Consider the following 18561-nt stretch of genomic DNA (forward strand, 5'->3'; position numbering starts at 1 on the left):
CGAATTAGCTGACGTAGAGGTAATGTTTCTGTGAACATCGAACAATTGGTTGTTGATCTTAGTAAACAGGGTGTAAAGTTGTGGGTTGAAGGTGAGCAGTTGCGTGTTAATGCTCCAAAAGGGGTATTGACACTAGAAACTCGTGACTTATTAGCTAAAAATAAAGCAGAACTTATCTTCTTGCTGCACGAGAAAAATGCGGACACCAATATAGATTTCCCCCCGATCAAAGCCGAGCGTCCTCAGAACTTACCTCTGTCTTTTGCCCAAGAACGACTCTGGTTATTAAACCAGTTAGAACCAGATAACCCCTTCTATAACGAACAAGCATCTCTAAAACTTCACGGTAAATTAAACGTCGTGGCGCTAGAGCAAAGCCTCAACAAAATTATCGATCGCCACGAAGCTTTACGTACTAACTTTCGCACTATCAATGAGCAGCCAGTCCAGGTAATTACTGACAGCTTAAACTTAAATTTGCCAATAGTAGACCTATCAGAATTACCTGAAAGTGAAAGAGAAATCGCTTGCCAACAATTAGCCACAACTGAAGCTAATCAACCCTTTGACCTTGCTAGTTCTCCTTTAATCCGAGCTTCTGTGGTTAAACTCACAGAGGTAGAATACGCTTTGGTACTAACAATACACCACATCGTAGTGGATGGTTGGTCAATAGGCGTATTGATGCGCGAGTTAGCAACCATTTACTCAGCCATCTGCAATAACTGGTCCCCAGAGCTACCTGAGCTACCAATTCAGTATGCCGACTTTGCGATTTGGCAACGGCAATGGTTGCAATCAGAAGTACTCCAAACGCAGCTTGATTACTGGAAGCAACTACTCAAAAACGCTCCTACCTTACTAGAATTACCCACAGACAGACCAAGACCAGCGATTCAAACTTTTCGGGGCGAAATTCAATATGGAGAATTTTCAGTTGAACTGAGTGAAGCGATCGCTAATTTCACTAGGCAAGAGGGAGCCACCCTATTCATGACGCTGTTTGCAGCATTTGTCACCTTGCTTTATCGCTATACAGACTCCGATGACATTGTAGTGGGTACGCCCATTGCTAACCGCGATCGCTTGGAACTTGAAGGGTTAATTGGCTTTTTTGTCAACACTTTAGTATTACGTACCGATTTGTCAGGCAACCCCAGTTTTCAGCAATTGCTAAGTCGAGTGCGGCAACTGACACTGCAAGCTTACGCTCATCCAGACCTGCCCTTTGAGGAGTTGGTAAAAGCATTGCAGCCACAACGCGACCTCAGTCATACGCCACTATTTCAGGTGATGTTTGTCCTCCAGAATGCGCCCATATCTGAAGTAGAGCTTTCTGGCTTAACTATCAGTTCATTGCCAGCCCAAAGCGCAACTGCCAAGTTTGATTTAACTTTATCAATGCAGAATACTGCAACTGGATTGGTGAGTGTGTGGGAGTACAATGCTGACTTGTTTGATGCCAGCACAATCGAGCGGATGAGGGGGCATTTCCAAACATTGCTCGAAGGAATTGTTGCTAACCCTCAAGAACAGATTTCACAATTGCCTCTGCTAACAGAAATTGAACAACAGCAGTTATTACTAAAGTGGAATGATACAGGGGTAGATTATCCCCAAGATAAATGTATTCATCAGTTATTTGAGGAGCAGGTTGAACTTACTCCCGATGCTGTAGCAGTGGTGTATGAAAATCAACATCTTACATACCACGAATTAAACTGTCGCGCTAACCAGTTGGCGCACTACCTCAAGTCTTTGGGTGTAAAAGCCGATGTGCTAGTGGGTATTTGTGTAGAGCGTTCCTTAGAAATGGTGGTGGGACTGCTAGGGATTCTGAAGGCGGGTGGCGCTTATTTACCACTTGCTTCAGACTATCCTACTGAGCGTTTGCGCTTGATGTTAGAAGATGCTCAAGTTTCAGTATTGCTGACTCAGCAGAAACTCCTCGACAGATTGCCTGAGCATACTGCACAGCGTGTTTGTTTAGATGCTGACTGGCAGCTTATTTCTCAGTTAAGTCAGGATAATTTAATACCTGAGACACAAGCAACTAATTTGGCTTATGTGATTTACACCTCTGGCTCTACAGGTCAACCCAAGGGAGTGCTGATTGCCCATCAAGGATTGCTAAATTTGGTGTTCTGGCATCAACGCACTTTTAAAATCACTTCAGTAGAGAAAGCTACTCAGCTAGCAGGAACAGCATTTGATGCTGCTGTTTGGGAGTTGTGGCCTTACCTGACCGCAGGAGCAAGTATCTATTTAGTCAAACCTGAAATTCTTCTATCTCCAGTAGATTTGCAAGATTGGTTGGAATCCAAAAAGATCACTATCAGTTTTCTGCCAACACCAATAGCAGAGCAATTATTGTCTCTGGAATGGCCAGAAAGTACAACTTTGCGAACTATACTAACTGGGGGGGATAAGCTTCATCGATATCCATCAGGTTTACTCCCTTTCCAGATAGTTAATAACTATGGCCCAACTGAAAATACTGTTGTCGCAACTTCAGGACTAGTTGTTTCTAATGGGCGGGATAATAATATCTCGCCATCCATCGGTCGCCCTATAGCCAATGTTGAAATCTATATATTGGACTCTTATTTACAACCAGTACCTGTAGGTGTACCAGGAGAATTGCATATTGGCGGTGCAGGATTAGCAAAAGGCTACCTTAACCGTCCAGAGTTAACACAAGAAAAATTCATCTCCAATCCTTTTAGTGATGAATCACATTCCCGCCTCTACAAAACTGGGGATAAAGCACGCTATTTAAATGACGGCAATATAGAATACGCCGGACGCATTGACGACCAAGTAAAAATACGTGGTTTCCGCATCGAGTTGAGCGAAATTGAAGCAGTATTGAGCCAACATAGTGATGTGCAGTTATCTTGTGTTATCGCCCGTGAGGATACCCCTAGTGATAAACGTTTAGTCGCCTACTTGGTAGCACATCAGGACTGTAAACCCGCAATCAGCGAACTACGGCAATTCCTCAAAGCAAAGCTGCCAGAGTACATGGTGCCAAGTGCTTTTGTAATCTTGGAATCCTTACCCCTGACTTCAAATGGCAAAGTTGACCGCCGCGCCTTACCAAAACCAGACTTAGACACCACACTGCTAGAAAAATATGTCGCCCCACGCACACCCATTGAGGAAATGCTGGCACTCCTTTGGGCGCAAGTGCTGAACCTAGAGCTTGTAGGCATTCATGACAACTTCTTTGAACTTGGAGGACACTCACTACTAGCAACGCAATTAGTTTCACGTATCCGCAACATTTTCAAAGTGGAACTACCATTGCGTGAATTGTTTGCAAGAGCAACAGTTGTCGAATTGGCGCAATCGATTGGGCAATTGCAGCAACAGGACTTAGAACTTTCTACACCATTCATCACACAAAGGGCAGAGAATGCTCAATTACCACTGTCTTATGCTCAACAGCGTTTGTGGTTTTTAGACCAGTTTGAGCCGAACAGTGCCTTATACAACATTCCCTTAGCTTTACGTTTAGTCGGAACTCTTAATCAAGTTGCCCTAGAACAAAGCTTACATGAAATTATTGCTCACCACGAAGCATTACGCACCAATTTCGTTACCGTTAATGGACAACCAACTCAAATTATTCAAACACAAACGAATTGGACAGTTTCAGTTGTTGGCTTGAAGCATTTATCAACAACTGAACAAGAAATCGCTACACAGCAATCAGCACTACAACAAGCTATTGAGCCTTTTAACCTGGCAAATCAAGCATTAGTTAGGGTGACATTACTAGTGCTGTCCGAGACAGAACACATCTTGTTAGTGTGTATACACCATATTGTCTCTGATGGCTGGTCAATGGGTGTGTTTCTTCAAGAACTAGCAGCACTGTACAACGCTTATTCTCAAGCTCAACCGTCACCTCTAACACCACTGCCGATTCAGTATGCAGATTTTGCACTGTGGCAAAGACAATGGTTACAAGGAGGCGTACTGCAAAGCCAACTGAGCTACTGGCAACAGCAACTCAAAGATGCACCAGCCTTGTTGTCCCTACCCACAGACCGACCAAGACCTGCTGTGCAGACTTTCGCTGGCGCACATCAAGAGTTTGCACTCTCACAGAAGCTCACTCAAGGATTGATACAACTAAGTCAAAAGCAAGGAGTAACCTTGTTTATGACGCTGTTGGCAGCTTATGATACCCTGCTTTACCGCTACACAGGTACAGAAGACATTTTGGTGGGATCTCCCATTGCTAACCGCGATCGCAGTGAGATAGAAGGGTTGATTGGCTTTTTTGTCAACACCTTAGTGATGCGTACCAATTTAGCAGGTAATCCGAGCTTTGGTGAATTACTGACTCGTGTTCGAGAAATGGCAATGGAGGCATACACTTATCAGAATTTGCCTTTTGAAATGCTGGTGGAAGCATTGCAACCACAAAGAGACCTCAGTCATACACCATTGTTCCAAGTGATGTTTGCACTTCAGAATGTGCCTTTGTCTGGAGTAGAGTTGGCTGGGTTAAGCGTCACTTCATTGATGCCAAAAAGCACAACTGCAAAGTTTGATTTAAATTTATTCATGCAGAATACTGCTACTGGGCTAGTGGGTGTATGGGAATATAACACTGACTTATTTGATGCCAGCACAATTGAGCGGATGACTGGACATTTTCAGACATTGCTTGAAGGTATTATTGCTAACCCAGAACAGCAAATCTCACAATTGCCCCTGCTGACAGAAGTTGAACAGCATAAATTATTAGTGGAGTGGAACGATACTCAGGTAGATTATCCACAAGATTTGTGCATCTATCAGTTATTTGAGGAGCAAGTTCAGCGCACCCCCGATGCTGTAGCGGTTATATTTGAAAACCAACAACTGACTTACTACCAATTAAACTGTCGCGCTAACCAGTTGGCAAATTACTTGCAGTCTTTGGGAGTGGGAGCAGATGTGCTGGTGGGTATTTGTGTGGAGCGCTCCATAGAAATGGTTGTGGGATTACTGGGCATCCTCAAGGCAGGTGGGGCTTATATGCCACTTGACCCAGACTATCCCCAAGAGCGCCTGAGCTTTATGCTAGAAGATGCTCAATTGAGAGTGCTACTGACACAACAGCAACTCAAAGAAAAGTTACCTCAGCATCAAGGGCAGGTTGTATATTTAGATACTGACTGGCAATTTATTTCTCAGTCCAGTCAGGAAAATCCAATTACTACAGTGCAAGATAGTAACTTGGCTTATGTGATTTACACATCCGGTTCCACTGGCAAGCCCAAAGGAGCAATGAACACTCACTTGGGAATTTGCAATCGCCTGTTGTGGATGCAACAAGCTTATCAATTAACAGCAGTAGATTGCATTTTACAGAAAACTCCTTTTAGCTTCGACGTTTCAGTTTGGGAGTTCTTCTGGCCATTAATCACAGGAGCGCGTTTAGTTGTGGCTAAACCAGATGGGCATAAAGATAGTGCTTACTTGGTCAACCTAATTTTAGAGCAGCAGGTTACTCATGTGCATTTTGTTCCTTCTATGCTCCAAGTTTTCTTAGAAGAACCAAGTCTCGAAAATTGCCGTAGCTTGAAACGAGTTATATGTAGTGGTGAAGCTTTACCTGTAGAACTTCAGGAACGCTTTTTTACTCGGTTAGAGTGTGAATTGCACAATCTTTATGGGCCAACAGAAGCGGCAATAGATGTCACCTATTGGCAATGCTTTCCAGATGGAAATCTCAGGACAGTACCGATTGGTCGTGCGATCGCCAACACACAAATCTACATTTTAGACGAGCATCTGCAACCAGTTCCTGTAGGTGTAGCCGGAGAATTGCATATTGCTGGTTTGGGGTTGGCACGAGGCTACTTGAACCGAAAAGAATTGACAATAGAAAAATTTATTTCTAACCCGTTTGACAATTCAAAATTATATAAAACTGGGGATTTGGCACGTTATTTACCGGATGGCACAATTGAATACATCGGACGCATTGATAACCAAGTAAAAATACGTGGTTTCCGCATCGAATTGGGAGAAATTGAGGCATTACTGAACCAACATGACGATGTGCAGGCATCTGTAGTCACTGTCCGCGAAGATAATCCAGGTGATAAGCGCCTAGTCGCCTACATAGTAGGACATCAACAGCATTCACCTACAATTAGCCAGTTGCGTCAGTTCCTCTCTAGTCAACTGCCACAATACATGATACCTCATGCTTTTGTGATGCTAGAGTCCCTGCCTCTTACTCCCAACGGCAAGGTAGACCGCCGCGCATTGAAAGCACCAGACTCTCGTGGAGAACTAGAAGTCAGTTTTGTAGCCCCACGCAATCAAATCGAAGAAATATTAGCGCAGATTTGGGCAGAAGTTCTGAGAGTTGAGCAAGTAGGCATACATGATAACTTCTTTGAACTTGGCGGAGATTCTATTCTCAGTATTCAAATCATCAGCAGAGCAAAACTTGCAGGATTGCAACTGACTCTCAAGCAATTATTTGCACATCAAACAATTGCAGAATTAGCCACAGTAGCAAATGTAGCGAGTGTTATCCAAATAGAACAAGGTTTGGTAACAGGGAGATTACCTCTAACGCCGATTCAACACTGGTTTTTTGAGCAAAATTTACAACAGCCGCATCACTTTAATCAATCATTTCTGCTTTCTGTACCATCTGACCTCAAACCAGAATTATTAAAGCAAGTATTACAGCAATTGCTAGTACATCATGATGCTCTGCGCCTACGTTTTACACAATCTGACTCTACTTGGCAGCAAACTCACTCTGCTGTAACTGATAGTGTTGCTTTCTCTTATGTAGACTTATCGGCACTCCCACAGAATGAGCAAAAAACTGCGATTGAAGCTAGCGCAACTTGCTTACAGGCGAGTTTGAATCTGTCAGAGAATCTAGTGCAAGTCGCCTTTTTCCATCTGGGTCTTGACAAAAGGGCACGATTACTAATTGTTATCCACCACTTGGTGGTTGACGGCGTTTCTTGGAGAATTTTGTTAGAGGATTTGCAGACAGCTTATCAGCAAATTGCTCAAGGTAAAGCGATGCCTTCGGCGGTAAACTACGCACTGCCTGCTAAAACAACTTCTTTCAAAGATTGGTCTAGCAAACTAACCAAATATGCACAGTCAGGAACAATAAAATCCGAGGTAGCTTATTGGTTGAATGAATCTCGCTTTGCAGTTTCTCCCCTACCTATTGATTATACAAAAGGGGCGAATACTGTTGCGTCTACTAGTACAGTAATAGTGTCGTTAAATGAGACACAAACTCGTGCCTTACTGCAAGATGTGCCAAAAGCTTACAACACTCAGATTAACGATATATTACTGACTGCTTTGGCGCTGGTTTTGAGCAGATGGACTAACTCTAAGAGTGTGCTGTTCAACTTAGAAGCTCATGGGCGGGAAGACATTATTGATAGTGTAGATTTGTCGCGCACTATCGGTTGGTTTACAACCATCTTCCCTGTACTTTTGGAACTGGGAGCAACAACAAATCCAGCCGATGCCTTAAAATCTGTCAAAGAACAACTGCGGGCTATTCCTAATAAAGGAATTGGCTATGGCTTATTGCGTTATCTGATTCAAGATGCACAAATTGCTGCTCAACTACAGACATTACCGCAAGCAGAAATCAGTTTTAATTATTTGGGTCAATTTGACCAACTGCTTAATACATCTTCTTGGATGCAGCTAGCTAGTGAGTCTACGGGACACAGCCACGGTTTGCAGAACAACCGCGCTCATCTACTAGATATTAATAGCGTTATTGCTGGAGAACGGTTACAAATAGATTGGACTTACAGCCCAAATATCCACCAGCACGCCACAATCGAAAGTCTGGCACAAGAATTTGTCAAGACATTGCTTGGACTAATTGCTCATTGTTCATCACCAGAGAGTGGAGGTTATACACCTTCAGATTTCTCCCTAGTCAAGCTCAATCAGCCAGAAATAGACCAACTGTTGGCAAGTTTAGTATTCAAAAATCAATCAGGCAAAACTAACTCCAGAAATATTGAAGATATTTACCCGCTCTCGCCAACCCAACAGGGTATGCTGTTTGAGAGTTTGTACGCTCCAGACTCAGGAGTATATTTTCAGCAGTTAAGTTTAACTTTGAGTGGAAAGTTGAATGTGGCAGCATTTGAGCAAGCTTGGCAGCAAGTGGTAGCACAGCATTCAATCTTGCGGACTGCTTTTGTTTGGGAGCAATTAGCCGAGCCACTTCAAGTAGTGTATCGGCAGGTGGATGTTAACCTCAACAGCCATGATTGGCAACAGCTATCTGCACAAGATCAACAACAGCAATTAGAGTTTTTGTTGCACTCACAGCGAAAACAAGGTTTCCAACTGTCTGAACCACCACTGATACACCTGAGCCTCATTCAATTGAGTGCTGATAGTTATCAATTTATTTGGAGTTCTCATCACTTATTGCTTGATGGCTGGTCGATGCCTTTGGTTTTCAAAGACTTATTGTACTTTTATCAAGCGATTTATCAGGGTGAAAATTTAGCTGTTCAACCAACTCAAAGCTACCGCAACTATATTGCTTGGCTACAGAAACAAGACTTAGCCCAAGCTGAACAATTTTGGAGAGAAAAACTCCAAGGTTTTACCGCACCCACACCTTTGAGTGTTGATAAAAAACAATCATCAAACCGTAAAAAGTTAGATTATAGCTATAGCGAACAACAAATTCAACTGACAGTGCAAGCGACAGATGCAATCCAAAGTTTTGCACGGAAGCATCAACTGACGATCAATAATCTGGTGCAAGCAACTTGGGCATTACTGCTGTGTCGCTACAGCCAAGAAACTGATGTAGTTTTTGGTGCAACTGTATCCGGTCGTCCACCGTCTCTTGTTGGTATCGAGTCGATGGTGGGACTATTTATCAACACCTTGCCAGTGCGAGTTCAAGTTTCAGACGATACCCAAGTGTTGGCTTTGTTGAAGGATTTACAGGCGCAACAGGTTGAATCTGAGCAATATTCATATAGCTCATTGGTGGAAATTCAAGGTAAGAGTGAAATCAACAGAGGAACGCCTTTGTTTGAGAGCATTGTTGTCTTTGAGAATTATCCAGTTGATGAGGCAGTGCGATCGCACAATTACAGTTTCTCTATAGACAAGATTCACGCTATTGAACAAACTAATTATCCTCTGACTGTAATTGCTGCTGCTGGTAAGCAATTGTTAGTGAAGATTAGCTATGATATTAGCCGCTTTGATGATGCAACAATTACTCGCTTGTTAGGACATTTCCAAATATTGCTTGAGGGAATTGTTGCTAACCCACAGCAGAGGATTTTGCAACTGCCTATGCTGTCACAGACAGAGCAACAGCAATTACTCGTTGAATGGAACGATACTCAGGCGGATTATCCACTAGATAAATGTCTCCATCAGTTATTTGAGGAGCAGGTAGATAGCACACCCGATGCTGTGGCAGTTGTGTTTGAAGATCAACAACTTACTTACCAACAGTTGAACTGGCGTGCTAACCAGTTGGCACATTATTTGCAGTCTTTGGGAGTGTCCGCAGATGTGCTTGTGGGTATTTGTGTGGAACGCTCAATGGAAATGGTGGTGGGACTATTGGGCATTCTCAAGGCGGGTGGAGCTTATGTGCCAATTGACCCGAACTACCCACAAGAGCGGATTCGTTTCATGCTGCAAGATTGTGGGGCAAAGGTTTTGCTCACCCATAGTCAACTCAAATTGGGGGCTGGGGATTGGGGATCAGGGACTGGGAATAAAGAAACTTTTCCGCAATCCCCTTTGATACTGTGTTTAGATGGCGATAACTTTGCCAACCAATCTACAGAGAACCCCAGTCGGCAAAGTCAACCCGATGATTTAGCTTATGTAATCTACACATCAGGCTCTACAGGGCAACCCAAAGGGGTACAACTACTGCACCGAGGTTTAAGTAATTATTTACATTGGGCTAAAGACTACTACGCAGTAGCACAAGGACAAGGTACACCTGTGCAGTCTTCTCTGAGCTTTGATGCAACCATTACATCACTGTACCTCCCTCTAATTTGTGGGCGTACCACCATCTTGGTAAGAGAAAAACAAGAATTGCAGCTTCTAGCAGACATTGTTAAACAAAACAATCATCTATCGCTCGTCAAAATCACACCTTCCCATCTGGAAATACTCAATCAGCAAATTGAGCCTGATACCATGCCGAATCGGGTCAATGCCTTTGTTTTAGGCGGTGAGGCATTACACGCTAACCAAATAATTCCCTGGTTGACTCATGCTCCTGATACCCGCCTGATTAACGAATATGGGCCGACAGAAGCGGTTGTTGGGTGTTGTGTCTACGAGGCAACTGGAAAAAGGGATCTGGCGGGCGATTTATTAATCGGACAGCCAATTGCCAATGTACGTATTTACATTTTAGACAACCAAAACCAACTCCTGCCTGTCGGCATTCCTGGGGAACTTTGTATTGCCGGGGCTGGTTTAGCCCGTGGCTATCTCAACCTTCCCGAACTCACAGCTGAAAAATTCATCGAACTCGACTTATTTGGTAAAAAAGAACGAATCTACAAAACTGGTGATTTAGCCAGATGGTTGCCTGATGGTAATATTGAATACCTGGGACGCATTGACAACCAAATAAAAATACGTGGTTTCCGTATTGAGTTGGGAGAAATTGAGGCATTACTCAACCAACATAACGATGTGCAGGCATCTGTAGTCACCGCCCGTGAAGATACCCCAGGTGATAAACGCTTAGTTGTCTACGTGGTGCCGCATCAGCATACACCCACAATCAATGAACTGCGGCTATTTTTGAAAGCAAAGCTGCCAGACTACATGGTACCAAACGCTTTTGTGATGTTGGAATCAATGCCACTCACTCCCAACGGCAAAGTAGACCGTCACGCCCTACCTGCACCAGATTTACACAGCGATCGCACAGAAAAATATGTAGCACCGCGCACACCGATTGAGGAAATACTGGTACAAATTTGGTCACAAGTGCTGAAAGTAGAGCAAGTAGGCATACACGATAACTTCTTTGAACTTGGAGGACACTCGCTACTAGCAACACAAGTACTTTCACGCATCCGCGATCGCTTTAAAGTCCAACTGCCTTTACACGAATTGTTCAATACCCTGACTATAGCTGAATTAGCGCCATCAATCGGGAAGTTACAGCAACAAAACTCAGACCTAACTGTTCCACGCATTCTACCAAGGAGCAAGAGATGATGACTGAAGAATTACCCCTATCTTATGCTCAACAGCGTTTGTGGTTTTTAGACCAGTTAGAGCCGAACAGTGCCATATACAACATCCCTTTAGCTTTGCGTCTAGTGGGAAATCTCAATCGGGCTGCCTTAGAACAAAGCTTTCAAGAAATTATTGATCGCCATGAAGCGTTACGCACAAACTTCATCACAGTTGATGGAAAACCTTCTCAAATCATTCAAACACAAATTAATTGGACAGTTTCAGTTGTTGAGTGCGAAAATCTGCTACCAAGCGAACAAGAAATCGCTATACAGCAATTAGCGCAACAACAAGCGATTCAGCCTTTTGACTTGGCAGAGGGAGCATTAATCAGGGCGACATTAATTGTGCTGTCTAAGACAGAACACATATTGTTACTGTGTATGCACCATATTGTCTCTGATGCTTGGTCATTGGGTGTATTTGTCCAAGAACTAGCAGCACTGTACAACGCTTATTCTCAAGGTGAGCAGTCACCTTTAACACCGCTGGCAATTCAGTACGCAGATTTTGGCATCTGGCAAAGAGAGTGGTTACAAGGAGAGGTACTGCAAAATCAAATCTCGTACTGGCAACAACAACTAAAAGATGCACCAGCCTTGTTGTCCCTACCCACAGACCGACCAAGACCTGCTGTACAGACTTTCGCTGGCGCAATTCAAGAGTTTGCCCTCTCAGTTGAGTTAAGTAATCAGCTGACACAACTGAGCCAGAAACAAGGGGTGACTTTGTTCATGACACTTTTGGCAGCCTTTGATACCCTACTTTACCGCTACACAGGACAATTAGACATTCTGGTAGGGTCTGCGATCGCAAACCGCGAACACAGTGAAATTGAAGGGTTAATTGGCTTTTTTGTCAATACTTTAGTGTTGCGTACTGACTTATCAGGCAACCCCAGTTTTAGCGAGTTACTTTCTCGCGTTCGGCAAATAGCTCTAGGAGCATACTCTCATCAAGAGTTGCCATTTGAAATGCTAGTTGAGGCATTACAACCAGAACGGGATCTCAGCCATCCACCACTGTTCCAGGTGATGTTTGTCCTCCAGAATACGCCGATGTCTGGAGTAGAACTTGCTGGCTTAACTATCAGTTCATTGAGCGCCCAAAGCACAATTGCTAAGTTTGATTTAACTTTGTCAATGCACAACTCAAGTGCTGGACTAGTGGGGATATGGGAATATAACACTGACTTATTTGATGCCAGCACAATTGAACGGATGAGTGGGCATTTTACGACATTGCTCTCAGGTATTGTTGCTAACCCAGAGGAACGGATTTCGCAATTGCCTTTGCTGTCACAGACAGAGCAACAGCAGTTATTAGTTGAATGGAACAATACTCAAGCAGACTATTTTGTTGATAAGTGTATTCATCAGTTGTTTGAGGAGCAATCTGTGAGTACACCCGATGCTGTAGCTGTGGTGTTTGAAAATCAACAACTAACTTACCACCAGTTGAATAGTTGTGCTAACCAGTTGGCGCACTACCTCAAGTCTTTGGGTATAAAACCAGATACGCTGGTGGGTATTTGTGTGGAACGCTCAATAGAAATGGTGGTGGGACTATTGGGGATTCTCAAGGCGGGTGGAGCTTATGTACCACTTGACCCAGAGTATCCTACTGAGCGTTTGGCTTTCATGTTAGAAGATGCTCAAGTTTCCATACTGTTGACTCAACAGCGACTTATTGACAGACTTCCTGAGCATCCAGCAAAACTTATCTGTTTAGATGAAGCTTGGGAACAAATTGCCCAAAACAATCAAGATAACCCAACAAGTGAAGTCAAAGCTTTTCATCTAGCTAATCTGATTTACACTTCTGGTTCAACAGGTAAACCTAAAGGTGTGATGGTTGAGCATAAGGGATTATGCAACCTAGCTCAAGCTCAGATTCAAACTTTTGGCTTGACTTCGGATAGTCGCGTTCTTCAATTTGCCTCCTTCAGTTTTGATGCTTCCATCTCAGAAATTTTGATGGCTTTGGGTTCAGGTGCAACGCTATGTCTGGGAACAAAAGACTCTCTACTACCTGGGAAGCCATTAATTGAGCAATTAAGCAATCATTGCATTACCCATATCACCCTACCACCATCGGCGTTAGCAGTTATGCCTGGGTCGGAACTTCCGGCACTGCAAACAATAATTGTAGCGGGAGAAGCAAGTTCATCGGAATTAATCAGACAATGGTCTGCTGGCAGAAACTTCTTCAATGCCTATGGGCCAACAGAAGCTAGTGTCTGTGCTGCGATCGCAAAATGCACTGAAGATGACAATAAAATATCTATTGGTAAGGCGATCGCCAACGTCCAGGTTTATATTTTAGATGAATATCTGCAACCAGTGCCGATTGGTGTACCAGGTGAATTGCATATTGGTGGTACTGGTTTATCAAGAGGCTACCTTAATCGCCCAGAGTTGACAAAAGAAAAATTTATTCCCAACCCGTTTAAGGGAGCAGGAGAGAGTAAATTATATAAAACTGGAGACTTAGCACGCTATTTACCCGATGGCAATATTGAATACCTAGGACGCATCGACAATCAGGTAAAAATTCGGGGCTTCCGTATCGAGTTAGGAGAAATTGAAGAATTACTGAACCAACATGGCGATGTGCAGGCAGCTTGTGTTATTGCCCGCGAAGATAATCCAGGTGATAAACGCTTAGTTGCCTACGTGGTAGGACATAAACAACATTCACCTACAATCAGCCAGTTGCGATCGTTTCTTTCTAGTCAACTGCCACAATACATGATACCTCATGCTTTTGTGATGCTAGAGTCTTTACCTCTGACTCCCAACGGCAAGGTAGACCGTCGCGCATTGAGAGCGCCAGACTCTCGTGAAGGACTGGAAATAAGTTTTGTTGCCCCGCGCAGCCCAATTGAAGAAATACTGACGCAAATTTGGACACAAGCGCTGAAAGTAGACCAAGTAGGCATATATGATAACTTCTTTGAACTTGGGGGACACTCACTGCTAGCAACGCAACTAGTTTCACGTATCCGCAATATTTTCAAAGTAGAACTATCATTGCGTGAGTTCTTTGCCAGAACAACAGTTGCCGAATTAGCGCTTTCGATTGAGCAATTGCAGCAACAAGACTTAGAACTGGTTTCTCCACCCATCTTAGCAAGGGCAGAGAATGCAGAATTACTACTGTCTTATGCTCAACAGCGTCTTTGGTTTTTAGACCAGTTCGAGCCAAACAGTGCCATATACAACATTCCTATGGCTTTGCGTCTAGTCGGAACACTTAATCAAGTTGCCTTAGAACAAAGCTTGTATGAAATCATTAATCGCCACGAAGCCTTACGCACCAACTTTGTGATAGTTGATGGAAAACCTTCTCAACTTATTCAAACACAAACGAATTGGACAGTTTCAATTGTTGACTTGAAGTATTTATCAACAACTGAACAAGAAATTGCTACACAGCAATTAGCGCAACAACAAGCTAATCAACCGTTTGACTTAACAAACCAAGCATTAGTTAGGGCAACATTAATTGTGCTGTCCGAGACAGAACACGTTTTGAGTGTATGTATGCACCATATTGTCTCTGATGCCTGGTCAATGGGTGTGTTTATTCAAGAACTAGCAGCACTGTACAACGCTTACCCTCAGGGTGAGCCGTCACCTTTAACACCACTGTCGATTCAGTACGCAGATTTTGCTATCTGGCAAAAAAATTGGTTACAAGGGGAGGTACTGCAAACTCAAATCTCGTACTGGCAACAGCAACTCAAAGATGCACCAGCCTTGTTGTCCCTACCCACAGACCGACCAAGACCTGCTGTGCAGACTTTCGCTGGTGGACATCAAGAGTTTGCACTCTCAGTTGAGTTAAGCAATAAGCTGACAAAACTGAGCCAGGAGCAAGGGGTTACTGTGTTCATGACGTTGTTGGCAGCGTTTGATACGCTGCTTTACCGCTACACAGGTACGGAAGATATTTTGGTGGGTTCGCCAATTGCAAACCGTAATCGTAATGAAATTGAAGGGTTAATTGGCTTTTTTGTCAATACTTTAGTGTTACGTACTGACTTATCAGGCGATCGCAGCTTTAACGAATTACTTGGTCGCGTTCGATTGATGGCAATAGATGCTTATGCTCATCAGGACTTACCTTTTGAAATGCTAGTAGAAGTATTGCAGCCAGAACGCGATCTCAGTCATACACCACTTTTCCAAGTCATGTTTGCCCTCCAGAATGTGCCTATGTCTGAGATAGAGCTTGCTGACTTAACTATCAGTTCTTTGCCAGTAGAAAGCGCAACTGCCAAGTTTGATTTGTTTTTATCAATACAGAACACTGGTAATGGACTGGTGGGTGTATGGGAGTATAACACTGACTTATTTGATGCCAGCACAATTGAACGGATGACTGGACATTTTATGACATTGCTTTCTGGAATTGTTGCTAACCCAGAGGAGCGGATTTCGCAATTGCCTTTGCTGTCACAGACAGAGCGACAGCAGTTATTAGTTGAATGGAACAATACTCAGACGGATTATCCCCGTGATAAATCTATCCATCAGTTGTTTGAGGAACAAGTAGAGCGTACACCCAATGCGATCGCAGTGGAGTTTGAAAATCAACAACTCACTTACCACCAATTAAACTGCCGTGCTAACCAGTTGGCGCACTACCTGAAGTCTTTAGGAGTATCCGCAGATGTGCTGGTAGGCATTTGTGTAGAGCGATCGCTAGAGATGGTAGTAGGACTACTTGGCATTCTCAAAGCTGGTGGGGCTTATGTGCCACTTGATCCAAACTACCCTCAAGAGCGTTTGGCTTTCATGTTAGAAGATGCTCAAGTTTCAGTGTTGCTAACCCAAGATTCACTCCTCGACAGATTACCTCAGCATCAAGCAAGCCAAGTCTTTTTGGATACTGACTGGCAACTGATTTCTCAGTCTAATCAGGATAATCTCATTTCTTGTGTGCAAGCAACTAATTTGGCTTATGTAATTTATACCTCTGGTTCTACAGGTAAGCCTAAAGGTGTAGCTTTGAATCAGCTTGCTCTTTGCAATCTAATTCTGTGGCAACTGCAAAATAATACAATTTATACTGGAGCAAAAACGCTGCAATTTGCTCCTATTAGCTTTGATGTCTCCTTCCAAGAAATGTTTTCTACCTGGTTTTCGGGAGGCACATTGTTCTTAATTACGGAGGAATTGCGCCGAGATACCTCAGCTTTGTTAGGTTTTCTTCAAGAAAAAGCTGTTGAGAGACTGTTTGTTCCCTTTGTTGCCTTACAGCAACTAGCTGAAGTTGCTATTGGTAGTGAATTAGTTAATAGTCATCTGCGGGAAATCATTACTGCTGGGGAACAGTTGCAGATTACTCCCGCGATTTCTCAATGGTTAAGCAAATTAAATGATTGTACTTTGCACAATCATTACGGGCCATCGGAAAGCCATGTAATTATCACTTTTACTCTGAATAACTCAGTAGATACTTGGCCGCTACTGCCTCCGATTGGTCGTCCCATTGCTAATACGCAAATTTACATCCTGGATCAGTACCAACAGCCTGTACTCGTTGGTGTAGGAGGAGAATTGCACATTGGTGGTGTCTGTTTGGCGCAAGGCTACCTCAATCGGCCAGAGTTAACACAAGAGAGATTTATCTCCAACCCCTTTAGCACTGACGGGCATTCACGCCTCTACAAAACAGGGGATTTAGCCCGCTATTTACCGGATGGCAACATTGAATACCTGGGACGCATCGACAATCAGGTTAAGGTGCGAGGCTTCCGCATTGAATTGGGAGAAGTTGAAGCAGTACTGAGCCAGCATGGAGATGTGGAGGGATGTTGTATCATTGCCCACGAAGACACTCCAGGTGATAAAAGGCTAGTTGCCTACGTGGTAGCACATCATAACTCTACACCCACAATCAGCGAACTGCGGCAATTCCTGAAAGCAAAGCTACCAGACTACATGGTGCCAAACGCTTTTGTAATGTTGGAGTCAATGCCACTAACTCCTAGCGGCAAAGTAGACCGCCGTGCATTGCCTGCACCGGATTTACACAGCAGTAATTCAGACAAATATGTTGCTCCACGCAACCAAGTAGAACTGGAACTAACGCAAATCTGGTCAAGAATTTTGAAAGTTGACAAGGTGGGAGTAAAAGATAATTTCTTTGACCTCGGTGGTCACTCTCTTTTAACTCCTTACTTAATGGCTCAAATTAAAAAGCAGTTTGGTAAAGATATTGCGATCGCCAGCCTTTACCAAAATCCAACTATTGAACAATTGGCAACTATTGTACCATTCGATTCAGATTCTAAGAGTGGATCTCCCTTGGTAATACTTCAGCCGCACGGTTCTAAGCCACCTTTGTTTTGTCTTCCAGGGGCTGCGGGCTATCCCTTTTACTTGTATGATTTAGCCCGTTGTCTGGGTTCAGACCAACCATTTTACAGTTTCCAAGCAATTGCTCCTGGTGAAGGAGGAGAACTAATTACCCAAGTTGAGGATGTAGCCGCCCGTTATATTCAAGAACTTTTTGTTGTTCAACCACAGGGGCCGTATTTTTTAGCAGGGCATTCTTTTGGCGGTAAATTAGCCTTTGAAATGGCGCAGCAGTTACTTCGTAAAGGTCATAAGGTTGCTTTAGTTGCCATTCTTGATACTACCGCACCATTTCATCAGAAAAATCCATCAGTTTTTGATTTGGATAACACTAAATGGTTGGCTGAATTAGCAGACACAATTGAAGTTGTTTACGGGAAAAAGATGGATTGTTCTGTTGATATTCTTCAATCTATGCTTTGGGAAGATCAACTTAAATACGTTCTAGAAAGGTTAAAGAATGCTGATATATTACCTCCTGACGATGAAATTATGCAGCTTAATAATATGGTGCAACTGCTCAAAGCTAACGCTGTAGTTAATTATGTACCACGAGAGATTTATCCAACCAAAATTACTCTCTTACGCGCCAAGGAGAATATCGTCAAGGTTGATGAATCTAATAGTGAAGTCCTTTCTGATATTTTGCAGGATTTGCACTGGGGCTGGAGCAAATTTTCTGCCGAACCAGTGAATGTCCATTTTGTCCCAGGTAATCATGTGACGATGATGAATCTACCCCAAGTTCAGGTCTTAGCGGAACAGTTGAAAGCTTGCATTGAGCAAGCACAAGAAGTTAGAGGCGATGAATATAAACCTGAGAGGATGTCTGAAAAGTTTTTTTTGTATACACCTAACCCTTGTTGATCCCCCTAAATCCCCCTTAAAAAGGGGGACTTCAAGAATCTTATTCCCCCCT

Annotated in this window: 2 protein-coding genes; both read left to right on the plus strand. The window is 43.4% G+C overall.

Going from position 1 to position 18561, the window contains the following annotated elements:
• Positions 1-30 precede the first annotated feature (30 nt).
• A complete protein-coding gene (locus tag V7K25_RS16955; protein WP_335159707.1) occupies positions 31-11253 on the plus strand; it encodes an amino acid adenylation domain-containing protein in 11223 nt (3740 codons plus the stop codon).
• Positions 11250-18509 (plus strand): amino acid adenylation domain-containing protein, encoded by a 7260-nt coding sequence (locus V7K25_RS16960; protein WP_335159708.1) that lies wholly within the window; start codon positions 11250-11252, stop codon positions 18507-18509. Before V7K25_RS16955 ends, V7K25_RS16960 begins: the two co-directional genes overlap by 4 nt.
• Positions 18510-18561 lie beyond the last annotated feature (52 nt).

The sequence above is a fragment of the Nostoc sp. genome (assembly GCF_036919495.1).
Lineage (GTDB): Bacteria > Cyanobacteriota > Cyanobacteriia > Cyanobacteriales > Nostocaceae > Nostoc.

What these genes read in the sequence shown, in the direction of transcription:
- V7K25_RS16960 (WP_335159708.1), top strand. Translation starts at nt 11,250, where the DNA reads ATGATGACTGAAGAATTACCCCTATCTTATGCTCAACAGCGTTTGTGG.